14 protein-coding genes and 1 pseudogene are annotated in these 26,061 nt (G+C 70.9%); 4 read left to right on the top strand and 11 right to left on the bottom strand.

What is annotated here, in order from left to right; all coding sequences use genetic code 11:
- Positions 1 to 103: 103 nt before the first annotated feature.
- Positions 104 to 8,551 (bottom strand): type I polyketide synthase, encoded by an 8,448-nt coding sequence (locus AB0E78_RS30915; protein WP_361839351.1) that lies wholly within the window; start codon positions 8,549 to 8,551, stop codon positions 104 to 106.
- A 228-nt stretch (positions 8,552 to 8,779) separates the two neighbouring features.
- On the opposite strand from AB0E78_RS30915, the gene AB0E78_RS30910 reads away from it, so the two are divergent.
- The gene (locus AB0E78_RS30910; protein WP_361839348.1) at positions 8,780 to 10,372 is read left to right on the top strand and encodes a hypothetical protein; all 1,593 of its coding nucleotides are present in this window, start codon (positions 8,780 to 8,782) and stop codon (positions 10,370 to 10,372) included.
- Positions 10,373 to 10,596: 224 nt separating this feature from the next.
- On the opposite strand, the gene AB0E78_RS30905 is transcribed toward AB0E78_RS30910, so the two are convergent.
- The 6 genes from AB0E78_RS30905 to AB0E78_RS30880 all read right to left on the bottom strand — a co-directional run bounded on the left by AB0E78_RS30905 (position 10,597) and on the right by AB0E78_RS30880 (position 17,716).
- Positions 10,597 to 11,325 carry a pyridoxamine 5'-phosphate oxidase family protein gene (locus AB0E78_RS30905; RefSeq protein WP_361839346.1) on the bottom strand — a complete coding sequence of 243 codons (729 nt, stop codon included), beginning with the start codon at positions 11,323 to 11,325 and terminating at the stop codon, positions 10,597 to 10,599.
- Positions 11,326 to 11,422: 97 nt separating this feature from the next.
- Positions 11,423 to 12,289, bottom strand: a complete 867-nt coding sequence (locus AB0E78_RS30900) for a universal stress protein (RefSeq protein ID WP_361839344.1) — start codon at positions 12,287 to 12,289, stop codon at positions 11,423 to 11,425.
- A 147-nt stretch (positions 12,290 to 12,436) separates the two neighbouring features.
- Positions 12,437 to 14,857, bottom strand: a complete 2,421-nt coding sequence (locus tag AB0E78_RS30895; protein WP_361839341.1) for a glycosyl hydrolase family 65 protein — start codon at positions 14,855 to 14,857, stop codon at positions 12,437 to 12,439.
- Positions 14,854 to 15,726: an HAD-IA family hydrolase gene (locus tag AB0E78_RS30890; RefSeq protein ID WP_361839338.1), complete on the bottom strand. Its 873-nt coding sequence runs from the start codon at positions 15,724 to 15,726 to the stop codon at positions 14,854 to 14,856. Before AB0E78_RS30890 ends, AB0E78_RS30895 begins: the two co-directional genes overlap by 4 nt.
- Before the next feature lie 108 nt (positions 15,727 to 15,834).
- Positions 15,835 to 16,476 (bottom strand): hypothetical protein, encoded by a 642-nt coding sequence (locus AB0E78_RS30885; protein ID WP_361839335.1) that lies wholly within the window; start codon positions 16,474 to 16,476, stop codon positions 15,835 to 15,837.
- Between the two features lie 349 nt (positions 16,477 to 16,825).
- Entirely contained in the window at positions 16,826 to 17,716 is an 891-nt protein-coding gene (locus AB0E78_RS30880; RefSeq protein ID WP_361839333.1) for a universal stress protein, read from the bottom strand.
- Between the two features lie 332 nt (positions 17,717 to 18,048).
- Here AB0E78_RS30880 and AB0E78_RS30875 point away from each other — a divergent pair, with 332 nt between their 5' ends.
- Both AB0E78_RS30875 and AB0E78_RS30870 read left to right on the top strand, forming a co-directional pair.
- A complete protein-coding gene (locus tag AB0E78_RS30875) occupies positions 18,049 to 20,433 on the top strand; it encodes a phosphoketolase family protein (protein ID WP_361839330.1) in 2,385 nt (794 codons plus the stop codon).
- Between the two features lie 264 nt (positions 20,434 to 20,697).
- Positions 20,698 to 21,564 carry a universal stress protein gene (locus AB0E78_RS30870; RefSeq protein ID WP_361839327.1) on the top strand — a complete coding sequence of 289 codons (867 nt, stop codon included), beginning with the start codon at positions 20,698 to 20,700 and terminating at the stop codon, positions 21,562 to 21,564.
- A gap of 120 nt (positions 21,565 to 21,684) precedes the next feature.
- On the opposite strand, the pseudogene AB0E78_RS30865 reads toward AB0E78_RS30870, so the two are convergent.
- Positions 21,685 to 21,894: pseudogene (locus AB0E78_RS30865) on the bottom strand (DUF5994 family protein); the annotation flags it as partial.
- A 184-nt stretch (positions 21,895 to 22,078) separates the two neighbouring features.
- On the opposite strand from AB0E78_RS30865, the gene AB0E78_RS30860 reads away from it, so the two are divergent.
- Positions 22,079 to 23,824, top strand: coding sequence for a GAF domain-containing protein (locus AB0E78_RS30860; RefSeq protein WP_361839325.1), 1,746 nt, complete (start codon positions 22,079 to 22,081; stop codon positions 23,822 to 23,824).
- A gap of 57 nt (positions 23,825 to 23,881) precedes the next feature.
- Here the strand turns inward: AB0E78_RS30860 and AB0E78_RS30855 are convergent, their stop codons facing one another.
- From AB0E78_RS30855 to AB0E78_RS30845, 3 genes are all read right to left on the bottom strand, one after another.
- Positions 23,882 to 24,583: a response regulator transcription factor gene (locus tag AB0E78_RS30855; protein ID WP_361042274.1), complete on the bottom strand. Its 702-nt coding sequence runs from the start codon at positions 24,581 to 24,583 to the stop codon at positions 23,882 to 23,884.
- Positions 24,584 to 24,712: 129 nt separating this feature from the next.
- Entirely contained in the window at positions 24,713 to 25,375 is a 663-nt protein-coding gene (locus tag AB0E78_RS30850) for a CBS domain-containing protein (RefSeq protein ID WP_361839322.1), read from the bottom strand.
- 42 nt (positions 25,376 to 25,417) lie between these two features.
- Entirely contained in the window at positions 25,418 to 25,882 is a 465-nt protein-coding gene (locus AB0E78_RS30845) for a cyclic nucleotide-binding domain-containing protein (RefSeq protein ID WP_361839319.1), read from the bottom strand.
- Positions 25,883 to 26,061 lie beyond the last annotated feature (179 nt).

Below are 26,061 nucleotides of genomic sequence, written 5' to 3'. Positions count from 1 at the left end.
TCGGCCGTCCGAACTCATCGCTTGACTCGCCAAATGCCCAGGGCGCCCCTCGTGGCGGCCCAGCGGCGGCGCGGGCCAACCCCGCCCCCGCCGCCCCCGCCGTTCACCGGACTCGCTTCGTCGTTCGTCCGTCGAGCCAGTCGCGGATCGCTGATGCCGTGGTCTCCGCGTGCTCCCGCATCATCGTCAGATGGTCGCCAGGGACGTCCACGACATCGTCCGCCGCAGGCCACGACGTCCGCCAGGCGTCGGTGTCCGCGGAGGCCGCCATGGCGGGGGTGGGGAGCGACGCGCGGATCAGGAGCGTCGGCGTGGCGACCGGCTCGGGGGTCCAGTCGAGGAAGATCCGGTTGTAGGCGCCCATCGCGGCCAGGGCAGCGTCGTCGTCCCCGGTCAAGTCGGTGGGGAGGCCGGTGGCGAGGTCGCTTCGCCCGGGGACCCGCGGTGGCGGGGCGGCCAGGGACAGCAGCCAGTCCGTGCCGCTGTTGTCCGGAGTGATGCGGTAGGTGTCCAGGAGCACCAGGCCGGTCGGTGCCCGGCCCACGCTTTCCAGGTGGTGGGTCACCAAGTGTGCGACGTTGCCGCCCGCCGACCGCCCCACGACCACGAAGGGCCCGTCCCCCGCGTGCCGCAGCACGCTCTCGGTCTGCGCACGCGCCAGCGCGACGCGGTCCGCCGGTACGGCCGGGCCGGCGCCGATGCCGGGATGCGGGAACTCCAGGACGTCCAGGTCACCGTGGAAAGAGCCGTGGAAGCCGGGGAAGTCTCCGCCGCCCGACGCGAACGACGGCTGATATGCCGGGAAGTAGAGGATCGTCGGCCTGCCGGAGCCGGGGCGGCCGTGCGAGCGGCGGATCGGAGGCAGGGCGTGCTCGGCGCTCCGGGCGGCCGTGAAGGTCGGCAGCGCCCAGGACGCGGTGACCAGCAGATGCATCGCCGCCACCGGCTGCCCGGCGGCACTGACCGTCCGGAAGAGCGAGGAGAGGGTGTACGTGGGCCGCTCGGCCGCTGTGGCCCTGGGGGCGTCTTCGGGGGCTGCCCCTGTTGTGGTGTCTTCGGCGGCGGCTTCTCCCTCCAGCGGGTCCAGCAGGCCCAGCAGGTGGCGAGTCAGGTCGTCGACCGTCCGATGCTCGAACACCACTTCCACCGGCAGCCTGACGTTGAGCGCCATGCTCAGCAGGTTGCGGATCTGCACGGCCGTCAAGGAGTCGAACCCCAGCTCGGCGAGTGACTTGCCTGCCGGGAGCGCGTCGCCGTCCGGGTATCCGAGCACCGCGGCCACATCGGCCAGCAGCAACTCCCTTAGCACAGACTCGCGTTCGCCCGTCGGCAGCCGGGTCAGCCTCTTCCGCCAGGCTCCGGGCTCGAGGGCCTGCTCGGAGGCGGAGCCACTGCCAAAGCCCCTGCCAGATCCACTGCCGGAGCCCGTCGCCGTCGGCCGCCTCCGAGGGGCGAGTCCGCGCAACGGCGGCGGAACGTGCCCGGTGTTCGACCGGAGCGCGCCCCGGTCGAGGAGGATCGGCGCCAGTACAGGCTCCGCCGAACCCAGCGCGGCATCGAACAGAGCGAGCCCTTGCCGGGTGGACAACGGGACGAGCACGTCACGTGTCTGTGGGCGCGGGCGTGAAGGGTCGGAGGCCGGCTCCGCCGCCATGCCGTCGGCGTGCTCCCACGGGCCCCATGCGAGCGACACCGCCGGCAGTCCTTCGGCGGCGCGGCGCTGGGCGAGGGCGTCGAGGAACGTGTTCGCGGCCGCGTAATTGCCCTGGCCTGCCGGGCCGAGGAGGCCGGATACGGAGGAGAACACGACGAACGCCGAGAGCGCCATGTCCCGGGTCAGTTCGTGCAGATTCCAGGCCGCGTCGGCCTTCGGCCGCAGCACTGCCGTCATCCGCTCCGGGGTCAGCGAGTCCAGTACGCCGTCGTCGAGCACCCCGGCGGCGTGCACCACGGCGGCCAGCGGTGGCTCGCAGCGCTTGATCACCTCGGCCAGCGCCACACGATCGCCCGCGTCACAGGCAACGATGTCGACCCGGGCTCCCAACTCCTCCAGTTCGGAGCGCAGTTCATCGGCGCCGGGCGCCTGCGGTCCCCGGCGGCCGGTCAGCAGCAGATGTCGTACGCCGTGTGCCGAGACGAGGTGACGGGCCAGCTCCGCGCCCAGCGCGCCGGTGCCTCCGGTGACCAGCACTGTGCCGTCCGTGCCAGTCGTGCTGCCCGTTGCGTCAACGCCAGGCGGGACGTCCGCGCTGAAACCGGTCGCCGCGCCACCCGCGTCATCGCTGACCGGGGCGAGTCGCGGAACCGTCACCCGGCCCTCGCGCAACCGGAGTTGTGGCTCGCCGGTGGCGACGGCCGTCGGCAGCATCCGTAGCGACTCGGGCCGCCCGTCCACATCAACCAGGACGACACGACCGGGCAGCTCCGACTGGGCCACGCGCACCAGTCCCCAGACGGCTGCACCCGCCAGGTCCGGCACCGGGGCGGTGGCGTCCCGCGTCACGACCACCAGCCGTGAGCCCGCAGTGCCGGGATCGCCCTGCCAGTCCTGCAGCGTCTTGAGGACCCCGCCGGTCAACTCGTGCACGTCGGGCAGCGGATCGTGATTCGTCGGACAGATGTCGGCTGTCGTGCGGGTGTCGGCTACGGTCGCACGCGCGACCGCTGTGAGGGCCATGAACCGGGGGTTCGTGCCGCCGGGCAGGAACTCGGCGAGGCCCAGCGGGTCGAGCCCACGCACCTCCCACGCGTGCTCCTCACCGTCATCCGGGAGGTCACGGACACCAGAGGTATCGAGGGCATCGAGCGGGACCCATTCGGGACGCAGCAGAGCCCGACGCGTGATGTCCTCCGTCAAGTCGGCCTGCCCGGACGGGAGTTCCTTGGTGGTCAGTGAGCCCACGCGGGCCACGAGCCTGCCGTTCGGGTCGGCGAGAGTGAGTGAGACCGTGTCCGTGCCGGTACGCGTGAGCCGGACCCGCAGTTCCGTGGCGCCGGAGGCATGCAGGCTCACACCGCTCCACGCGAACGGCACCCGGACCGTGCCCAGGTCGGCGGGCGCGGCGAGCAGCGGTGCGTGCAGCGCGGCGTCGAACAGTGCCGGATGGAGCCCGAAGTTGTCGGCCTCCGGGGTGTGTGACGCGGACAGGCTGACCTCGGCGAAGACGTCGTCGCCGCGCACCCAGACCGCGCCGACCCCTTGGAACGCGGGCCCGTAGGAGAGCCCGGCGTCGGCCAGAGCGGCGTACGCGTCGGAGAGATCAACCGCCTCGGCCCCCGGGGGAGGCCACTCAGCCAGCGTGTCCTCCCTTGTCCCCTCCCAGTTCTCCCTGGCTCCGTCCCCCGTCTCCGAATGCCGCCACCGAACCAGTTGTCCGGACACGTTCAGGGTCCATGCAGCGTCCTCTGCGGATTCCTCCGGCCGGGAGTAGACGTCGACCGCTCGCCGGCCGGAGTCGTCGATACCGCCCACCACGACCTGGATGCACACCGCCGAGGAACCGGGCAGGGCGAGTGGTGAGAGCATCACGAGGTCGTCGATCGCCCCGCAGCCCACTTCGTCCGCCGCCCGTACCGCCATCTCGACGAAGACCGTCGCGGGCACGAGCACCTTTCCTGCGATGACGTGGTCGGCGAGCCACGGGTGGGTCGGGAGGGACAACAGTCCGGTCAGTACGGTCCGTTCCGTGCCCGGCACCGGGAAGGCGGGGCCAAGGAGTGCCGAGGCATCGGGCGTGGCTGTGCGCGGAGCGTCCAGCCAGTACCGCTGACGCTGGAAGGGATACGTCGGCAGGTCCACGCGCCGCGCGCCGGAACCCGCGTACACCGCCGCCCAGTCGACATCGACCCCGGCCACGTGCAGTCGCGACACTGCGGACAGGAGGGTCTCCGGTTCGTACTCAGCGCCACGGGTGGCGACGGCGAGAACGGAGTCGGCGGCACGTACGTCGGAACCGCCGTCGTACGCATCGGCCAGACAGTCGGTGGCCGCCGTGATGAGGACCGGCCCGGGGCCGAGCTCCAGATAGGCCGAGACCCCGTCGTTAGCCAGCCGGCGCACGGCGTCGGCGAAGCGCACGGGCAGTCGGGCATGGCGTACCCAGTACTCGGGCGAGCACAGTTCAGCGGCCTGGGCGGGGCGGCCCGTCACAGTGGAGACGATCGGGACGCGCGGCGAGTGGAAGGTCAACTCCCTTGCAACAGCGCGGAACTCGTCGAGCATCGGTTCCACCAGGGGCGAGTGGAAGGCGTGACTAACCCGCAGCCGTACGGCCCTTCGCCCCCGCGCCTCGAAGTCGGCGGCAACCGCGTGCACGGCGTCCGTCAGGCCCGAGAGCACCACCGATCGGGGCCCGTTGACGGATGCGATCTCGGCCTGCCCCTCGAACTCACCTAGTGCGGCGCGGACTTCGTCCTCGGTCGCCTCCAGCGCCACCATCCCGCCGCCGACGGGCAACGCCTGCATGAGTCGGCCGCGGGCGGCGACGAGCGTCGCCGCGTCGGGCAGATCAAGTACATCGGCGACATGCGCGGCGGCCAGCTCGCCGATGGAGTGTCCCACCAGGTGATCGGCTCGAACGCCCCACGACTCGAGGAGCCGAAACAGCGCCACCTCGAAGGCGAACAGTCCGGCCTGCGCGAAGTCCGTACGGTCCACGAGAGCCGCATCCGACGAGCCGGGCTCCGCGGCAAGCACCGCGCTGAGCGGCCGGGGGAGACGGCCGTCCAGGTGACGGCACACCTCGTCGAAGGCTTCGGCGAAGACGGGTAAGGCCGCACGCAGTTCGGCACCCATCCCAAGGCGCTGGGCACCTTGCCCGGTGAACAGGAAGGCCGTACGGATCTCCGGCGCGGCCAGGCCTCGCACGACTCCCGGAGCCTTCTGGCCTTCCGCGAGTGCGTTGAGCGCATCCAGCGTGCGTGTCCGGTCGCCGGTCGGGATCATCGCCCGATGAGGGAGAGCGGAGCGCGACACAGCGAGCGAGTGGGCGACGTCGGTGGGCAACAGGCCTGGCTGGTCGGCCACTTGGGATGCCAGCTGTCGTGCCTGGGCGCGCAAGGCGGGTTCGTCGGCGGCGGAGAGCAGCCACGGAGCGGACAAAGTCGCCCCGGTCGCCCCGGTCGCCCCGGTCGCCTCGGTCGTGGCGGACTCGCGGGGGCTCGCGGTGGTCTCTTGGGAGACGGCGGCGGGCTGCTGGGGCCCTGCGGTGACCTGCTGGGAGGGAGCGGTGGTGTCCTGGGAGCTGGCCACCCCGTTCCCCGGCGCCTCTTCCAGGATCACATGCGCGTTGGTCCCGCCGATCCCGAAGGCCGAGACCCCCGCACGCCGCGGCCGGTCCGATGCCGGCCAGGGTCGCGCGGCCGTCAGGAGTTCCACCTGGCCCGACCGCCATTCCACGTGGGGTGTCGGAGACTCGGCGTGTAGCGTCCGGGGCAGCTCGCCGTGGCGCATGGCCTGCACCATCTTGATGACGCCAGCGACTCCGGCGGCAGCCTGCGTGTGCCCGAGGTTCGACTTGACCGAACCGAGCCACAGCGGCACCGCGCGGTCTTGCCCGTACGTGGCCAGGATGGCCTGCGCCTCGATGGGGTCACCGAGGCGGGTGCCGGTGCCATGGACCTCCACCACGTCCACGTCCGAGGCGCGCAGCTCCGCGTCCGCGAGCGCCCGCGTGATCAGCCGCCGCTGTGCGGGTCCGTGGGGCGCGGTGAGCCCGTTGGACGCACCGTCGGAATTGATGGCGGAGCCGCGGAGCACGGCCAGGACCGGATGACCGTTCCGCCGGGCGTCGGACAACCGCTCCAGGAGGACGAGTCCCACGCCCTCGGCCCAGGCCGTGCCGTCGGCAGCCGCCGAGAACGACTTGCAGCGCCCGTCCGGCGCGAGGCCGCGCTGCCGACTGAAGGCGAGGAACGGGTTGGGTGTCGCCATCACCGTGACCCCGCCCGCGAGCGCCAGCGAGCATTCGCCCGAACGCAGGGCCCGCGCCGCCCAGTGCAGCGCCACCAACGAGGACGAGCAGGCCGTGTCGAGCGTGATCGCGGGACCTTGCAGACCGTAGACGTACGAGATCCGCCCGGAGGTCACGCTGCCCGCCGAGCCGAGCCCCAGCTGTGCCTCCAGCTCGTGCCGCCGCGTGAAGCGGGCGGCGTAGTCGGCGTACATCTGACCGACGAACACGCCGGTGTCGCTCTCGCGCAGCGACGCCGGAGCGATCCCCGCCCGCTCCCACACCTCCCAGGACGTCTCCAGGAGCAGCCGCTGTTGTGGGTCCGTCGCGAGTGCCTCGCGCGGCGAGATGCCGAAGAGACCGGCGTCGAAATCCGCTGCCCGGTGCAGGAATCCGCCGTGGCGTGTGTACGAGGTGCCGATCCGGTCGGGGTCCGGGTCGAACATGGCGGCAAGATCCCAGCCGCGGTCGGTGGGGAACTCAGTGATGGCGTCGCGGCCCTGTGACACCAGATCCCAAAGATCGTCGGGTGAGTTGACGTCCCCGGGATATCGGCAGCCCATGGCGACGATCACGACGGGGTCGTCGTGGTCGGACCTGTCCCGTCGGTCGTGCCGGTCGTGTGCCCGCGAGGAGGGCGTGGAGGGCTTGTCCTCAAAGAGCGCGGCGTGCAGGTGCTGGGCCACCGCGGCGGGCGTCGGGTGATCGAAGACCAGCGTCGCAGGCAGACTCAGCCCGGTCAGCGCGCCGAGCCGGTCCACCAGCTCGACCGCGCCCAGGGACGTCATGCCGAGGTCGGCGAACGGGCTTACCGCGTCGGGCAGATCCTCGGGCGCGCGCCCGCAGACGTCGGCCGTCTCCTCCAGCACCGTTTCGCGCAGGGCGCGTTCCCGTTCGTCGCGGGGGAGTGCGAGGAGCCGCTCGCGCAAGGCGGTGTCGACCGACGGGGCCCGCTCGGGGACCACCAACTTGTGGCGGGCGATCTTGCCGGACGGGGTGCGGGGGACGGTGGTGATCTCGCGGATCTCGGTCGGCACCTTGTAGTCGGCCAGCAGGGTCCGGCATTGGGTGAGCACCCGTCGTGCGTCGAGCCCCTCAGGGCCAGGTACGACCAGGGCGACCGGCACCTCGCCGAGCACGTCGTGCGGAAGCCCCACGACCACGGCCTCGGACACGCCGGGGCACTGTGACAGGACCTGCTCGATCTCCGTCGGGTGGATGTTCTCGCCGCCGCGGATGATCAGCTCGCTGACCCTGCCGGTGAGTTGGAGGTGGCCGTGTTCGACGAAGCGGCCCAGGTCACCGGTGCGGTACCAGCCGTCCCGGAGCGCGGCGGCCGTCGCCTCGGGCTGCTCGTGGTACCCCGTCATCAGGCTCGGCCCACGTACCCAGACCTCGCCCTCGGCCCCGCCCGGGAGGGCGTCGGCCCCGCCCGGAACGTCCTCGCGGCCGTCTGGCGCGACGACGCGTACGTCCACGCCGGGGACTGGCGTCCCGCAAGAGCCGTCGACCCTGGCCCCCTCGGGATGATTCGCCGTGATCAGGCCGCAGGTCTCGGTGCTGCCGTACACGTCGAGCAGCGGCGCACCCAAGGTCCCCTCGACGGTCGCGCGCAGTGCGAGGCCGCTCGGCGCGCCGGCGACCAGGCACATCCGTAACGCGCTCGGGGCCTGGGCGGCCTGGCCTGCCTGGGCCGGGGCCTTGCCGGCCGATTCGACGAGCCGGTGATACGTGGCGGGCACACCGCCCAGCACGGTGATCGGCCCACCGAGTACTTCGTCCGCGGTGAGCAGCTCCTGCAGCAGACCGCCGGACGGCAGCAGACCGCCCGGCGACGGCAGACCGCGGGACGGCGTCGGATCGCCGGCGATCCGGGCGCTCGCGCCCACGGCCGTCACACCCAGGATCGCCAGCGAGTGGCTGAAGCTGTGGAACAGCGGAAGCGGCCAGAGCACGCGGTCGTCGGGCGAGAGGCCGAGGAGCGGGGCATAGCAGGCGGCCACGGACCACAGAGCGGCCCGCTGGGTGGACAGCACCCCTTTGGGCCGATGGGTGGTGCCGGAGGTGTAGAGCATCCAGGCCGGATCGTCGAGCCCGAGCAGGTCGATCTCCGCCTCCGTGGCACACTCACTCGTGGTGGCCGCACGCTCGAACAGCTGGCCACCGCCGTCAGGCGTCGGTTCGTTGCCGGTGACCAGGACACCCAGGCGGTCGTACGGCGGCCCCGAATGCCGCAGTTGCGTGAGGTGCGCGAGGTGCGCGGGGTCCGTGATGACGTAGGCGGCGCCGCTGTCCTGAAGGAAGTGGGTCAGCTCGGCGTCGGATGAGCGCGGGTTGAGCGGTACGCCGACCATCCCGGCCCGCAGGACGGCGAAGCAACTCTCCACCATCTCCACGCGGTTGCCCAGACAGATCGCGACGCGGTCGCCTCGACGGAGCCCCGTGGCGGTGAGGTGTGCTGCCAGCGCACGGGTGCGACGCTCCAGCTCGGCGTAGGTGACACGGCGCGAGGAGTCCGCGAAGGCGACCCGCCCTGGCGCCCGCTCGGCGTGCTCCTTCAACAGTTCCGCAACCGGCCGGATCAGCTCGTCACGCCTCACGTTCCCCAGCCTTTCAAGTACCTAGCGCTGCACCGGTGTTGAGCCTACGTGCCCGGTCGCCCACCACACGGCCAAGCTCACGGCTCGTCGCGGAGGGCCGAGTGGCGGGTACTTCGGGCAAGGGGGCGAGCGGTCATTGACGGGTCCGACGGGAAGCGGCGGGTGTGCGACCGGACGTGACGGCGACCGGATCGATCACCAGGGATCATGGACCGGTACGCTCCTGCGATGCGTTTGATACCCGACGACCCGTTCCCCGAGATCGGCCACCCCTTCACGACCGACGTGAGCGCGGACGGGCGCTGGATCGCCGTCAGCTGCCACGCGAGCGGACGTGGCGATCGCGGTCGGATCGCCGTCTACCGGACGAGTGATCTCGCCCTGTGGGACGAGGTCGTGCTGGAGCGGGGCATCGAGGGGCTCGCCTTCCACCCCGACCTGCCCGTTCTCGCCGTGGGCACGGAGGAAGGCGACGAGTTCGAACTGCGGGGCGGGCTGCACCTGTACGAGCCGGAGACCCGGCGCCGTACCGACGTGGCCGTCGCCGGGGCCGGTGTCACCGCCCTGCGCTGGCGGGACGCGCGCCGCCTGGAGGTGACGTTTGCCCGGCCGGTCGTCGACTACGAGGACCTGGGCCGGGTGACGTACACGCGCTCCGTCGCCGAGTGCGACGACTGGCGGCACGCCACTGCCGAGGTGCTCGCGGCGCAGGTCTCTTGGCCGCAGGTGTCGGTCGAGATCGACTGGACCAGCATCAAGGGGCCGGACATCGACCAACCTCAGCGATACCTCGCCGAGGTCGCGGCCGAGAAGGGCCGCGCATGGACCCGGCGGCCCGGGACGGCCGTTGTGGAGGTGCTGCGGGACGGCCGGATGCTCGTGGCACACACCGGGACACTGCTGGAGTGCTGGTCTCCGGAGGGCACCCCGCAATGGTCCGTGCCGCTGCCCGACAGCCAGCGCCAACGCAACGGCTGTCGGCTGTACGTCGCTCCGGACGAGGAGAGTGTCTGGACCACCGTCCTGGTGGGCGACAGCAGCGACCGGCGCACACTGCTCTACCGGTTCGCCCTCGACGACGGCACTCAACTCGCCGAATTGCGCCTGGACTTTCCGGTCGCCATCGCCGCGCGCACGGATGGCGCCTGGGTGGCCCGGGACTCGCGGGAGCTGTTCCCCGGGCCGCGCTGGCCGCCGAACGAGGGCGTCGTGCTCACGCCTTCCGGGCGTCAGCTGGCCACGTTGGCATTGGGGGAGAGCGACAGTTCCTACGACTTCCCGGTGCGGCGCTCACCCCACCTGCTCTTCCTCTACGGGGTGGGCGGCGACGATGTGCGGACGGAGCTACTGGAGAAGTGGGTCGTCCGGGCCGACCCCAACGGCATCGAGCGGTTGTTCCCACTCGCCTGGAACGACACCCTCGGCCCTCATCTGCGCGGCGGTCCCGCCGTATACGTCGACGATGACGCCGGGCCAGGACTCGTTCACACATGCACGGCGCGCGACGGAACCTACCTCGTACGACGCGCGTACCCGGGCGGCGCTGTGACCTGGACCCACCGCTTCGACACACGGATCACCGGGGTCGACGTCCACGGCGGCCTCGTCCACGCCGTGATCGGAGCCGGAGGCGGTGCGGGGGCTTGCGAGTTGCTTACGCTGCGAGCAGCGGAGGGCACGGTAATGCGGCGGAAGACGCTCACCCTCGGCGGGCACGCCTACACCCCGACCTGCCTGAGCGCCGGTCCGGACGGGGACCTGGTGATCGGCACGGTGGAGGGGCGGCTGATCATGATCAACTGGTGCCTGCCGACCGACTGAAGCCTCGCACCCTGACCGCTGGAGAGTTCCAGCTCCGCTCCCCGAGTGTGGACGAGCAGTTGCTGTCAGGGACTGCCTGGCCGGAGCGGACAGGCCGGACGGTACGCACGCCACCTTCTCGATCATCGACCACAGCAGCGGACGCTCTGCCGCGAGCATCGCCCTGCTCGGCATCGACCCACGCGTACTCGCAAGCCAGGTGTGGGCCCGGATCCGCGGGTGGGCTACTGCAGTTCGGGCCGCGCGACCGCGGACGAGAGATAGGTGTGGCGGGCGGCGATCCGGCGGCCGGTGAGCCGGGTAGGGGTGATCGCGATCCAGAGGTCGCGGTCGCCCCCAGCCCACGGCTGGCAATGTGCCCTCTCGTTCAGCAGACGCACCTGGACGGGGTCTGTGACCGCACGTGCCGTGCCTGACAGCAGGACGCTCCACGCCTGGCTGAGGGCGTCGTCCACGCGGTCCACCTCGAAAGCGACCCGGTTTCCCGCGGCGGACGCGAGAAGGGCGTTCGGGGCAGTCCGGTATGCGACGGCATCCTCCGACAGGATGTAGTTGACCGGCAGGATGACGGGCCCGTCGGGCGTGGACAAGCCCACTCGCCCGATGCCGTGCGTGCCCAGCAGCCGGTGGCACTCCCCGACACCCAGTTCGGTGAACTGCGGACGGTAGGGCGCTGTTGCGGTGCCGGGTGGGAGGTCTGCCGTGCCGCCTGCCAGTTCGGCAACCGTCGTCTCCAGCGCGTTGGCGAGGCTGTTCAGGAAGCCGATACCCGGTGACGTGACGGACTGTTCCTCCACGTATCTGATGTATCCGGGCACCGAGCCACATCGCGCCGCCACGTCCTGGCGGGACAGACCGAGTTGCTCTCGACGCCACGACACGCGTCGGCCCATGTCACCCTGCCGGTGGCGGGACGCGGGGGCGGTGGGGCCGGACGCTGAGGTGGGGGACATGGGAGAGCCTCCTGTCGTCGGCCGGAGGGGCTGCTCCGGCAAGGGAGCGGAGTTCGCGTTGGCGTCGGCCGTGCGGATGCGCGGCGGTCGCGCTTGGTCAGGCGTGGGGCACTACGGCCACCGCGGTCACCGAGTGGTGCAGCACCGCGTGCGTGACGGAGCCGATGTGCGCGCCGACGTTCGCCCGGTGCTCCATGCGGCCCACGACGAGGAGAGCGGCATCGCGCGACGCCTCCACGAGGTCGCGCGCGGGATGACCGAGCCGGCACCGCTCGGTGACGGCGACGGTGGGGAACTTCTCCCGCCAGGGCGCCAGAATCTCCGCGAGGACCTCGCCCCTCACCGTGGCCAGTTCGGACTGGGCCGACAGCCTTGCGCCCGTCGGATCGCCGCCGTATAAGGGGGGCAGCTGCCAACTGTGCAACGCCCGCAGCGTGACCCCGTGCCGTTCGGCGTGGGCGAAGGCGAATTCCAGCACGGCGTCCGACGGCTGTGCGGTGTCCAGGCCCACCACGACATCGCCGGACGGCAGCCACTCCCGCGCGGACGACGTGTCCTCGGCCCGCACGAGGACGACCGGGGTGGTGCTGCGGGCCATGACCGCCAGCGACACGGAGCCGAGGAGGAAGCCCGCCAGTCGGCCAAGACCCCGTGAACCGAGCACCAGAAGTTCCTGGTCCTTCGCCGTGCAGAGGATTTCGGCGGGCCTGCCGAGCACGTCGTCGGTCGCCACATCGAGGTCCGGGTGCCGTATTCGGAGGGCCCCGGCCGCCGACTGCGCTTCGCCGTCCGGCCAGAGTGACCTCTTGGCACCGGCCAACGTCGCGCGCACCCCGGGGGACGGGTCCCGGACGTGGAGCAGCCGAAGCGGTAGTCGTCGCCGCGAAGCCTCACCGGCGGCCCACTCCGCGGCCGCCAGACTCTCGCGTGAACCGTCGATGCCTGCGATCACGGTGCGGAACATGGGACCCTCCTGAATTGGCCGTCTTCGGGATGTCCCCACTCTCCCCGCGTCATGGGAGCGCGCAGCAGGGGCCGTTGGTCCCTCACCGTCTCCAACCGGCCCTGGCCCCGGCCGTCGCCGTGCACCGGGTCCGGTCGAAGGCGTGCGTCACCGGTCGTGCAGCGGCAGCGAGCAGCTGTTGCCCGGGGCGAGGGACACCGTACGAGTGGGAAGCCTGATGTCGATCGGCGATCGCTCAGAGGCGGGCGCGCTGATGGAGAGCTCTCCGGCCCGTACCTGCAAGGCGACCCCCTCATGCCCCTGATAGCGCACGGAGAAGCCGTATTCGGAGAGTCGCGGCAGCGAGACGGGGTCGAGCCACAGGGCTCCGTCCCGCGTCTCGAGGCCGGTGAGCCCGCGCTGGACCAGGTCCAGGGTGCCGGCCATGGCGCCGAGGTGGATGCCCTCTTCCGTGGTGCCGCCCTGGACGTCCGCGACATCGCCCGCCAGCACCTCCTCGACGTACGTCCAGGCGTCCTCGCGTCGCAGGCGGGCAAGCACCCAGCCGTGCACAAGACCGCTGAGGGTGGAGCCGTGACTCGTACGCCGCATGTAGTGGTCGACGGTCCTCGCCCACATCGCGTCGTCCAGTTCGTAGCCCAGCCTGGCGAAGATCTGGCGCAGTTCGGACGGCGAGAAGAGGTAGCCGAGCATGAGGACGTCGGCCTGTTTGGAGGCCTGGTAGCGGTTGGCCGTGTCGCCCTCCGCCTCCAGGATCCGGTCGAGCCTGCGGATGTCGCCGTAACGCGCCCGGTAGGCGCTCCAGTCGAGCTCGGCGAGCGCCCCGTAGCCCTCGAACTGGCTGATGACTCCGTCGTGGAAGGCCACCCGCAGCTTCCGTGACACCTCGTCCCACCGGGTCAGTTCGGCTTCTTGGAGACCGGTTCGCTCGCGTAGTTCGCCCTGGCGTGCCTGTGGCAGTGCGCGCACTACGTCGAGCGCGCGGGCGAGTACCCAGGCGGCGGTGACGTTCGTGTAGGCGTTGTCGTCCAGACCGGGCGTCGAGGATCCGGGGTAGACGTCGTGGTACTCGTCGGGGCCGACCACACCGAGGATTCGGTACCGTCCGGTGCTGTCGTCGTAGGTCGCGAGATCTGCCCAGAAGCGGGCGATCTCCGTCAGCATCTCCACGCCCTTGGTGTGCAGGAATTCGGTGTCCCCGCTGGCCTCGCAGTACTGCCACACGTTGTAGGCGATCGCCGATCCGACATGGTGCTGGAGTCGTGAGTGGTCGGGCAGCCATCGTCCGGAGCGGGGGTTGAGATGCACCTGCTGGGTTTCCTCGCGACCGTCGCTGCCGCTCTGCCACGGGTAGAGGGCGCCGGTCCGGCCGGCGTCGGAGGCTGCGTTCCGTGCCTGTTCGAGGCGCCGGTGGCGGTAAGTGAGCAGGGCACGGGAGATCTGGGGGAAGTGCAGGTTCAGATAGGGCAGGACGAAGAGCTCGTCCCAGAAGATGTGGCCCCGGTAGGCCTCCCCGTGCAGGCCGCGGGCCGGCACCCCGACATCGAGGTCGGCCGTGTGCGGGGAGAGCGTCTGCAGGATGTGGAACAGGTGCAGGCGCAGGATGCCGCCCGACTTCCCCGGTACGTCCAGCTCTGCGCTGTTCCACAGGCGCTGCCAGGCCGCGCGGTGCGATTTGAGGAGCGTCTCGAATCCCGGTGCCCGGCCTGCCCTGTCGACGGCGGCGTGCAGCGGATCACTGATGGCGGGGTCGCGTGAGGTGTGCAGAGCCACGACCTTGTCGACGGCGGTCGTACGGCCGGGCGCGAGGGAGAGGCGCAGGGATTGGGTGACCCGGAGGGCGCGAGGCTCGGTGTGGCGGCGTTCGACGGGGCCGTCGGCGGTCACACGGCTGGCCATGCCGACGCGGATCGCGGACGTACGGGTGCGACAGGTCAGCCAGGCGGAGTCCGGTGTGCCGCGCCCGGTGCGGACGTCTGTGAGGTGGTGGCCGTCGAGCTGCCGGTAGCGGGCGACGCCGTCGTTGGTGACCGCCCCGTCCAGGGCCGCCTCGACTTTCACGCTGCCCGCCCATCCCTCAGCGGTGAACTCGGTGCGCAGCGCGGCGAGATGTGGGTCCGCCATGTGGACGATCCGCAACTGTCGCACGGACAGCACCCGGTCACCCCCGACCGAGTAGCGCATGGTGCGTTCCAGGGTTCCCGCGCGCAGGTCCAGGCGCTGGTGATGGTCGAGCAGCGCTGCGCTGTCCGGCGTGAGCCAGGGCGCGTCGCTGCTCTCCGCGGCCTCAGAGAGACCCCCGTTCTCCGCGTCGATCCTGAAGCGCAAAGGGAGCCAGCTGGGCAGGTTGACGATGTCCTCGTTCTCGACCTGCCGGCCGGCCACCGTGGAAGTGAGCCGGTCGTAGCAGCCCGCGGCGTACGTGCCGGGGTAGTGGGCGTCGCCGGGCGGGCACTCGGGCGCGGCACCGCGGGTGGCGAAGTATCCGTTGCCCAGCGTGCAGAGTGCCTCGCGCAGGCGTTCCGACGCCGGGTCGTACCCGTGGTACTCCCAGGTCCATCCGGTCACGGCTGGACCTCCCCGTCGTCGAAGAGTTCGGCCAGGTCCGTGACCACGACGTCGGCGCCGTGTCCCAGCAGCGCTGCGCCCGTGCCCGGACCCGCGGTACGGTCCACGCCGATCACGAGGCCGAACCCGCCGCGGCGACCTGCCTCGACCCCCGCCAGGGCGTCCTCCACCACCGCGGTGTGCTCCACCGGCGTGCCGAGCCTGCGGGCCGCCTCCAGGAACAGAGCGGGATCCGGCTTGCCCGGCAGCGCCAGCCGGGCCGCCTCCGCGCCTTCCACCAGGGCCGCGAAGAGCTCGAACACCCCGGCGTCCCGCAGCAGTTCGCCTGCGTGACGGGACGCGGAGACGGCGGCCATCGGCACGCCGCGGGCGTGCAGTATCCGTAACAGCCGGACCGTTCCGGGATACGCCTCGATGCGGCCCTGGCTCAGGCGCTCCACGAAGAGCTGCTCCTTGCGGGCGGCGACCGCCCCCACGGTGCCGGTTCCCGGGAGGTCGTCGGGGCTGCCTGCCGGGAGCCGCAGCTCTCGCGAGGCGAGGAACGAGGCGGCACCGTCGAGCCGCGATCTGCCGTCCACGTAGCGCAGGTAGTCAGCGGGGAGGTCGAAGGGCCGTTCGGGCCCTGGGTCCCGTGACGGGTGTGCGCGCAGACATGCGTCGAAGGCGGTCTTCCAGGCAGCGGCGTGGAGCCGTGCGGAGTCGGTGATGACGCCGTCGGTGTCGAAGACGACGGCTCTCACGTCTCGCAGTAGGGGGAGGCGTGAACGGTCCCGAGCGGACGCGTGGCCTCGATCGGCGGCAGCGGGGCCGGGATCGGCGGTGGCGTTGCCGCGGGGGTTCTCCGCTGTGGTCCGCGGGTGTGCGCTCATGACGGTTCTCCTGTGATCGACGGGCTCCGGGCGCTCGCGAGGAAGGAGCGGGTGGCGAGGCGAGGGGGACGACGGGTGCTGGTGGCGGAGCGACGGGGTGGCGGCGGGTCAGAGGAGCCAGCGGTGTCGGCGTACGAGGGGCAGCCGCGCCCATGCGCGGCCGAGCCCCCAGGTGCGCCCGGCGAGTGCCACGGCGAGCAGGACGAGGACGGCTGCGTACAACACGTGGTAGTCGACGAGCGGATTCGTCGACATGCTGGGCGAGCCGTCGGACAGGTGCTGGGCCGGAGGCCATTGCGCCACCCACATCAGGGCCATCATGGCCGTTCCGGCGAGGGCCGCGAGCCGTAGCGCGACACCGCTCGCCAGCGCGACACCGACGCCCAGCAGGCCGAGCATGAAGGCCCAGTCCGCCCAGACGTCGCCGGCCCAGGTATGGAGGGTGCCCTCCATCGGCCCGGCCGAGACGCCACTCAGGAAGCCCATCGTCGGGGAACCGCCGTCGAGCCATCCCTCGCCATGCCCGGTCGCGTAGCTCAGGCCGAAGGTCTTGTCGAAGAACGCCCAGAGGAAGGTGAACGCGGTGAGGATGCGCAGTACGGCGGCGGCACGTGCGAGCGCGACGGTGGACGCGGCCGCTTCGTCGAGACGCGCGACCGTTCCGCCAGCTGCCGCACCCTGCGCCGGGGCCCTGTGGGAAGCGGGAAAACGGATGCCCGTGCGTCGTCGGGGGCGTTGGTGCAGTGCCATGGTGTCCCGCCCTTGCTCGTATCACGCGAACTGTGTGAGTCCGTCCAGACTGTCCGCCGGGTCCGGGCGCCGGGACCGGTCCGATCGGTCCTCGGGCACCCGCCGAAGGTCCTTGCCCGGCGGGCCGGTTGGGGCAGGTCCAACGCGACGGGACCCGCACAAGGGCGATCGAGGCCGCTCTCTTCGCCCCGCGCGTGACGTCGAGGTCGCGGCTGCCCGGGCGGCCCGGTCGGATGCCGTCCGCATGTCCCCTCCTCCGCCCTGTCCGCCGACCGGTGCGGCGTGTAGGGCAGTTGGCCATCGACACATCTCCGTCGGACGAGACGCAGACCAGATGACGATCGCTCCGTCAGACGTGCGGTACGACGACCATCGGGCAGCGGGCGTGGTGCAGCGCCGCGTGGATCGTCGGCCCCGTGAACGGGCCGGAGCGGTGCCGGTCGCGCCGGCCGAGGACGAGGAGTCCGGCATCGGACGCGGCGTGCAGCAGCAGGCTCTGCGCACGGCCCCTGAGCGCTGCGGTCGTCACCGCCGTACGGGGATACTTCGCCCGCCACGGCTGCACCAGCGCGTCTAGGGCCGACTCGTGCTCTGCGGCCGCCTCGCGGGCGCCCCCGGCGTCCCGGCCCGTCGCCGCGATCGAGGGCGGCCGGTAGCCGTGCAGGACCTGCACGGCGGCGCCGCGCGACTGCGCCGCCTCGAAAGCGAAGGCGATGGCCTCCTCGCCAGGGTGTGCCAGGTCGATTCCGAGCAGCACAGCGCGGTACGGAGTGTCCGTCGAACTGTGACCTTCCACATTCAACTGGTGTGCGTCCGAAGCCTGTTCGCCCGCCCGCACAAGGGCGACGGGGGTTGCGGACCGCGCCGTGAGGCTCAGGCTCACCGAGCCCGCGAGGTAGCCGGTGAAGCCGTTGAGCCCTCGTGAGCCCAGCACGAGAAGCGCGCCCTGCGACGACGCTTCCAGGAGTACGGCCGGAGCAGGTCCCGGAATCTGCGCTTCCTCGACTTGCAGCTGCGGATACAGCGATCCGAGGTGATCGCGGGCCTCGCGCAGGATGCGGTGCGCCCACTGGCGCTGGCTGGTCGTCGAGGGGACGGCGGCGGAGGGATGCGGGGACCATGCCCAGGCGTGGACCAGGCGGAGGGTCGTGGCACGGCGCTGCGCCTCCCGCGCCGCCCAGCCGGCGGCAGCCAGGCTCTCGGGAGATCCGTCGATGCCGACGATGACGGGACGGAGCATGATGCTCGCCTCCTGTTGGATGTGGCTCTGCACAGATTGGATGTGGCTCTGCACCGACTCGTTCGGTTCGCACAGGCTCGTTCGGTTCGACCCTCGCACCGGTGGCCGTGACACAAGAGAGGCCACCCGGCGTCGGCACGGGGCCGAACGGCCCCTCTCCCGCCGCCCGTCGGGGCGACCACGATGGGGGGCAGCGCGAGTCCGTGCATGGTCGTCAGCGCGGTCGGCGACCGTTCACGGTCGAGCGGCGACCGTCACCGGCCAAAGGCCCCCTGCCACCGGCGGGGGCGGACGGCCCGGACCTGGCTCGCCATCAGCCAAGGGAGCGAGACATGGACAGCCCTGCCCGGGAAGACACCCGCTACCTCGACGACACCGCACTCGCGTCGCTGGACGCACACTGGAGGGCCGCGAACTACCTGGCCGTCGGCCAGATCTACCTGATGTCCAACCCGCTCCTCAAGGAGCCGCTGCGGCCCGAACACATCAAGCCCAGGCTCCTTGGCCACTGGGGAACCTCGCCCGGCCTCAACCTCGTGCACACCCACCTCAACCGCGTGGCACGCGAGCGCGGACAGGACACCGTCTGCGTCTGGGGGCCCGGCCACGGCGGCCCTGCCGTCCTGGCGAATTCCTGGCTGGAGGGCACGTACTCCGAGACCTATCCGGACGTCAGCCGGGACGAGGCCGGCATGGGGCGGCTGTTCCGGCAGTTCTCCTTCCCCGGTGGTGTGCCGAGCCATGTGGCTCCTGAGACTCCCGGCTCGATCCACGAGGGCGGCGAGCTGGGGTATGCCCTGTCCCACGCCTACGGTGCGGCCCTGGACAATCCGGATCTCCTCGTCGGATGCGTGATCGGCGACGGCGAGGCAGAGACCGGGCCGCTGGCGGCCTCGTGGCACTCCAACAAGTTCCTCGATCCCGTCCACGACGGGGCCGTTCTGCCGATCCTGCATCTCAACGGCTACAAGATCGCCAACCCGACCGTCCTCGCACGTCTGCCCAGGGAAGAACTCGACGACTTCCTACGGGGCGTGGGACACGAGCCCTTGCACGTCGAGGGCGACGAACCGCTGCGGGTACACAGCGCCATGGCGCACGCGATGGACACCGCGCTCGACCGGATCAGGACCGCGCAGCGGCGAGCCCGCGAAGAGGGCGTGAGCGAACGCGTCCGCTGGCCGATGATCGTCCTGCGCACACCCAAGGGGTGGACCGGACCGGCCGAGGTCGACGGGCTGCCGGTCGAGGGGACGTGGCGAGCCCATCAGGTCCCTCTGAGCGAGGTGCGCGAAAACCCCGACCATCTGGGCCAGTTGGAGCAGTGGATGCGCTCTTATCGGCCCGAGGAGCTCTTCGACGAGGCGGGGCGGCCCGTCGGCGCCGTACTGGACTGCGTACCGGCCGGAACGCGACGGCTGGGGGCGAGCCCGCACGCCAACGGAGGGCTGCTCGTCCACGACCTGCCGATCCCGCCGCTGGACCGGCACGCCGTCCGCGTCGACAAACCCGGCACCACCCTGCACGAGCCCACCCGGGTCCTGGGCGGCCTCCTGGAAGCGGTGATGGAAAACACCGCGCAGCGGCGTGACTTCCGGCTTGTGGGACCGGACGAGACCGCCTCCAACCGCCTCCAGGACGTGTACGGGGCGAGTGGCAAGGCCTGGCAAGCACAGACACTGGACACCGATGAGCACCTGGACCCGCACGGCAGGGTGATGGAGATCCTCTCGGAGCACACCTGCCAAGGATGGCTCGAGGGCTACCTCCTCACCGGCAGGCACGGCCTCTTCTCCTGCTACGAAGCGTTCGTCCACATCATCGACTCCATGGTCAACCAGCACATCAAGTGGCTGCGCACCTCTCGGCGCCTGCCCTGGCGGCGCCCCATCGCCTCGCTCAACTACCTGCTCACCTCGCACGTGTGGCGGCAGGACAGCAACGGTTTCTCCCACCAGGACCCCGGTTTCATCGACCACGTCCTCAACAAGTCACCCGAGGTCGTACGGGTGTACCTGCCGCCGGACGCCAACACGCTGCTGTCCGTGGCGGACCACGTCCTGCGCTCGCGCGACTACGTCAACGTCGTCGTGGCAGGCAAGCAGCCCTGCTTCGACTGGCTGACGCTCGAAGAGGCCCGTGGACACTGTGCCCGCGGCGCGGGAATCTGGGACTGGGCCGGCAGCGAGAACCACGACGGGGAGCCCGATGTCGTCCTCGGGTGCGCGGGGGACGTCCCCACCCTGGAAGTCATGGCCGCCGCCCAACTCCTGCGGCACCACCTGCCCGACCTCGCCGTCCGGGTCGTCAACGTGGTCGACCTGGCCCGCCTGCTCCCGCAGGAGGAGCATCCGCACGGAATGTCAGGCGCGGACTTCGACGCCCTGTTCACCCCCGACAAGCCCGTCGTCTTCGCCTACCACGGCTATCCGTGGCTCATCCACCGCCTCACCTACCGGCGCACCGGACACGCGAACCTGCACGTGCGCGGATACAAGGAGGAGGGCACGACGACCACGCCCTTCGACATGGTGGTGCGCAACGACCTGGACCGCTACAGGCTGGTCATGGACGTCATCGACCGTGTCCCCGGACTCGCCGTCCGAGCCGCCTCGGTCCGCCAGGAGATGGTGGACATACGACTGCGCCACCACACCTGGATCCGCGAACACGGCACAGATCTCCCCGAGGTCAGCGACTGGACCTGGACCAACTGACCTACAGGGACGGATATCCCATCACCGTCACCGCACCCGTCACAGACTGCGGCCGGCCTCATCGCCTTCACCCCTGCTCGCATGGAAAGCCGCCTGGCGAAAAGCACCGGCGTCTCATCCACGGCAGCTGACGCGTCCCACACGCGCCACGCACCGGCCCGGTAGCACCGCTCTGGGTGTTCCCGCCCTCCTGAAGGGCCCCCTGAAGCCCGTACACGACACGCCATTACGCAGCCGTCACGGTCAGAAGGAGAAGGAGAGGAAATGAGCCGACGTGGCGAAAGCCCGCACGGTCACGTCGTGGTCGGCACGGACGGATCCCGTGCGGCGACGCACGCACTCGAACAGGCGGCCGGGGAGGCGCACCGCCGCCGGGTGCCCCTCGAGATAGTCCATGCCTGGCCCTGGGGCGGCGCGTATGAGCCCCTGGACGATGATGCGCCGGGCATCCTGGCGAAAGCCACCCGGCACGTCGCGGCGCTGGCCCCGGAAGTACAGGTCACCGCAGTCACCGTCGCGGACGACGCCGCGGAAGTGCTGGTGAGGAGGAGTCGGGCAGCGGCCCTCACCGTGGTCGGCACCCGCGGCAACGGCGGATTCACGGGCTTGCTGCTGGGTTCCGTGAGCCTGCGCGTGGCCGCGCACTGCCGAAGCCCGCTGCTCGTAGTGCGGAACGAACCTCCGCCGCGGACGACGCCCCGCGTTCGCACCGTCGTCGTGGGCGTGCGGGGCGAGGAGGATGCTCCCGCAGCGTCCTTCGCCTTCGCGGAGGCCCTCCGACGAGAGGCCGGAGTGTCGGTCGTGCACGCTTGGGCCTACGGACTCAACGACCGCACGCACAGCGACCGCGAGTCCCGGGCACGGCGAGAGGAGTCGTCGACCGAGTTGGTCGTGGCTCCACTCCACAAGGAGCACCCCTTGGTGCAACTGGACAACCGCTCGGTACGTGTCGCCCCCGCTCGGGCACTGATCGACGCCGGCGCGACGGGTGAGGTCGTCGTCATCGCCACGCACCGCCGGAAGCCCACGTTGGGGATGCAACTCGGCCCGGTGACCCATGCGCTCCTGCACCATGCGTGCTGCCACGTTGTCCTCGTCCCGGTCCTGCCATCGAGGCTGGGCGCCCGCTGACCTTTCGAGGTACGTCGGGTGTTGCGGGGGAGGGGGTCCGGCAGTCGGCCTGCCCGGAGTTCTTCGGGCTCCCCCAGGGGAGGTGACTCGGGCTGGGGGATCGGTTCTGGGCTCGGTCGATCAAGGTGACGTCTCGGGTTCGGGCGTGGTGGCGATGAGGATCTGAGCGGCCTGGGTGATGTTGTCCGCGCGGACGGCGCGGGCCATCGCTTCGCGGGCGGCGTTGGCTGCGGTGTCCGGGGGAACCACCAGCAGGGCGAAGTGGTCGTTGTCGCCGCGGGTGATGAGGACGGTGTCGTCGCCGACCGGGTCGGAGTCGAGGTGCACGACCGCGCCTCAACACGCGGCTTCCGGACCACGCTGGTGGCCGACGCCGGCAGGCGCAGACACCCGACCAGGACAGACCGAAGCGCCGCCTCCGGGTAACCCTCGATGTCGAGGCCCCGGGACAGTACGGTGAACAGCGAGGAACCGGTTCAAACTGCCTTGTCTGCTGTGTCGGTCGGAGGAAGTCATGAGCGGGGATGGACGCGGCGGTTCCGAGGAGCACGTGCCCAAACTGCGGCTCGATGAACTGTTGGGCGAGCTGCAGGTGCGCATCGACGCGGTCCGCGGCACACGGGACCGCCTGCACAGCCTCCTGGAGGCCGTCCTCTCGGTCGGACGGGAACTCGACCTGCCGCAGGTGCTGCGCAGCATCGTCGAGGCCGCGGTGGTGCTGGTGGACGCCGAATACGGAGCGCTGGGCGTGATCGGCGGTGACCAGAACCTGTCCGAGTTCCTGACCGTCGGCGTCGGCGAAGAAGGGCGGTCGGAGATCGGGGCGCTGCCCAGCGGGCACGGTCTCCTCGGAGAGCTGATCCGCCACCCTGCGCCACTGCGGCTGCCGGAGCTGTCGGAGCACCCGGCGTCGTACGGCTTTCCGGCGAACCACCCGCCGATGCACTCCTTCCTCGGCGTACCGATCCGGGTGCGCCACGAGGTGTTCGGAAACCTCTACCTCACCGAGAAGCGCAGTGCCAGGGAATTCGACGCAGAGGACGAGTCCGTCCTGTCGACGCTGGCAGTGGCCGCCGGAGTGGCCATCGAGAACGCACGGCTGTACGAGGAGACCAGACTGCGCGAGCGCTGGCAGCGGGCCAGCGGCAAGGTCACCAGCATGCTCCTGACCGGTGCGCCGAGCGCGGACGTGATGGAACTGATCGTCGACGAGGCCCGGAAGATCGTCTCCGCCGACATGGGGTTGATCGCGGAGCGCGTACCGGGCGAGGAGACTCTGCGGCCGGCCCTGGCGGTCGGCCTGGGCAGAGAGGAACGCAGCGGTCTGGTGCTGTCCGCCAGGGGTGGTTTCGTCGGAGCGGCACTCGGCGCGATGGAGCCGGTGGTCAGCGCCGACATCGAGCGCGACTCCCGCACGGGCGAAGGCGAGGCCCAGTGGGCCGGGCTCGGACCCGTGGTCGCGGTGCCCCTCGGCGCCGGCGGGAAAGCGCGGGGCGTGTTGCTGCTGGGGCGTGTGCCGGGCGGTACGCCGTTCGGCGACGTGGACTCCGGGCCGCTGCTCGGATTCGCCGATCAGGCGGCGCTGGCGCTGGAGCTGGCAGAGCGGCGCCGCGACGCGGAACAGATCACCCTGCTCCAGGACCGGGACCGCATCGCCCGCGACCTCCATGACATCGCCATCCAGCGGCTCTTCGCGGCCGGTATGACCCTGCAGAGCACCCAGCGTTTCATGGAGCACCCCGAGGGCATGGAGCGGCTGACACGGACCGTCGACGACCTCGACGACACCATCAAGATCATTCGGTCCACCATCTTCGGACTGCGCACCCACGGCGGGGGCGGGCGGGAGAGCGACGGCTTGCGCGGCCGGGTCTCCGAGGCGGTGAGGGGCTCGGCCACGTCACTCGGATTCCAGCCCGCGCTGCGCATCGAGGGGCTCGTCGAGACCGATGTCCCCGGCGACATCGCCGACCATGCGGTCGCGGTCCTCGGCGAGGCGCTCAGCAACGCGGCCCGGCACTCCGGAGCACAGGCGGTGGACGTCCGACTTCAGTGCGCCAGGGGTGAGTTGACGCTCACGGTGACGGACGACGGCTGCGGGGTGCCGGGTGGCGGCGGGCGCAGCGGGCTGAAGAACATCGAGGAGCGGGCCGTCAGCCTCGGCGGAACGCTGGCACTCGACGAACGGCCGGAGGGCGGCGGCACGCGACTGGTGTGGCGGGTTCCCGTGAGTGCGGACGAAGCCGCGGCCGGAGGCTGACCGCAGAAGGGCGCGGCCCGGCGGCAGACCCGGACGACGAGGCGGGGCAGGACGGGCTCATCGCGTCGGACGGCCGGTGGAGTCGGGCCGTTCGAGATGGCTGGCCAGGACCGCTGCCTGGACGCGGCGTTGGACGCCGAGCTTGGCCAGCAGCCGGGAGATGTGGTTCTTCACCGTCTTCTCGGACAGGTAGAGCTTCTTGCCGATCTCGCGGTTGGTGAGCCCGTCTCCGATGAGCGTGAGGATGTCCCGCTCGCGGGGTGACAGGCCGGCGAGCTCAGGTGCGAGTGCCGGTCCTTCGGCGGGGCCCGCGCGCAGGGAGCGCATCAGACGGGCAGTCGTCGTGGGGTCAAGCATCGACTGTCCTGAGGCGACCGTGCGGACCGCCGAGACCAGGTCGGAGCCCTTGATCTGCTTGAGCACATAGCCCGCCGCCCCGGCCATGATCGCGTCGAGGAGGGCCTCTTCGTCGTCGAACGACGTCAGCATCAGACAGGCCAGCTCCGGCATCAGGCTGCGCAGCTCGCGGCAGACACTGATCCCGTCACCGTCCGGCAGGCGTACGTCGAGGACGGCGACGTCCGGGCGCAGGGCCGGTGCGCGCACCAGCGCGTGCTCGGCGCCGTCCGCGTCGCCGACCACCGAGATGTCGGGCTCGGAGTCCAGCAGGTCGGTGAGACCGCGTCGTACGACCTCGTGGTCATCGAGCAGGAAGACCCGGATCGGGTTCTCTTCCGTGAAGGTACGAGCCCCGGCCATGACGTCCCCTCGTTCGATGGTGGACTACGGATCACATGCCGACTGTGATGACCATCGTCGCCCTCGCGGAGCGGACGCACCAGGGCCGAGCGGTCCAATCCGCCGATGATCGTCGGATGCGGCTGCTGGTCATTGCTCCGGGCGGCGAGCCGGTCCTGCGAGCTCGCACCGCACATCCACCACGCCCTCGATGGCCCGCACCAGGCGTGCGGCCACGGGTACCAGAGAGGTGTCCCTGACGCGCCCGGCGAGTGTGACGACCCCGTCCTTCACCCGTACACGGACAGGCGGGAACAACGCAGGGAACAGATATGACACGACTTCCCTGCGGACCTCCTCGGCGACTTCTTCGTCGTCCCGCAGGAACACCTTCAGGAGATCACCGCGGCTGACAACCCCTTCCAGCCTGCCGGTGTCGTCGACGACGGGGAGCCGCTTGACCTTGGCGCGCGCCATGATGCGGGCGGCTTGCGCGAGGGTCGCGTTCGCGTGGACGGTCAGGGCCGGCGATGTCATCAGTTCCTCGGCGGTGACGGCGCCGGCCTTGGCGAGATCGGAGAACCGCCGCAGCTGTGTGGAGTCAGCGGGGTCGGCGTCGCGGAACTCCTCCTTGTACAGCAGGTCGGCCTCGGAGACGACGCCGACCACCCGGCCCGCGCCCTCCAGAACGGGAAGGGCACTGACATTCCACTCTTCCATCAGCTGCACGATCTCCTTGAAGTCGGCCCGGCGACCGATGGAGGCGACGGTGCGGGTCATCACGTCGGTCACGATGTGCGGGCTGCCGTGCACGGTGGCTCCTTGGTCGATTCCGACGTTTCCGTCGTGGTCGGATCAGCGCGAGTTGCCGCTGCCGTAGGGCGCATACACGTCCAGCAAGCGGGTCCGTGTCGACCGCAGTCGGCGGGCGACGATGTCTCCCACCCACTGGGTCACCGCCATTCCCAGCACGGGATCGGCCCGGCTCATGACCCGTACCGCCTCGGCGTCGAACTCGTACGCGCGCACCGGACTCGTCGTCTCGGCGCCCAGACACCAGGCGTGCGGTCCGAACAGCCAGGACCAGCCCACGAGTTCGTTGTGCCCGAGTGCCTCGATGACGGCTGCTCGGCGACCGGCCACGTGCATGTCGAGGGCGATCGTGCCGGTACGGATGATCCAGAACCGGTCGGCGCGCCCACCCTCCTTGAAGAGGCGGGTGCCCTGCGGGAACGACACCTCGCGGGCGAGGCCCATCAGCCGCTCCCGGTGCTCGACCGGCAACGCCCGCAGCATGGTGGAAATGGGAAAAGCGTTCATGGCCCTGCCTCTTCCTGGAGCGCGACCCTGCCGACTCCAATCTCTTCCCATCCCCCCTCTTCCGCCATGGGCCACTCGGCCCCCAGACCGGGCCGCATGGCATCGGCCGGGGCGATAGGGCATGGCATGGCTCGGTCGTTGAGGCTCTTGGCGTGGGCTCCGTCGCCGCGGTGCTTGAG

The sequence above is a fragment of the Streptomyces sp. NPDC032198 genome (genome assembly GCF_040636975.1).
Classification (GTDB): Bacteria; Actinomycetota; Actinomycetes; order Streptomycetales; family Streptomycetaceae; genus Streptomyces.
This window is presented reverse-complemented; position numbering and strand designations above follow the sequence as displayed.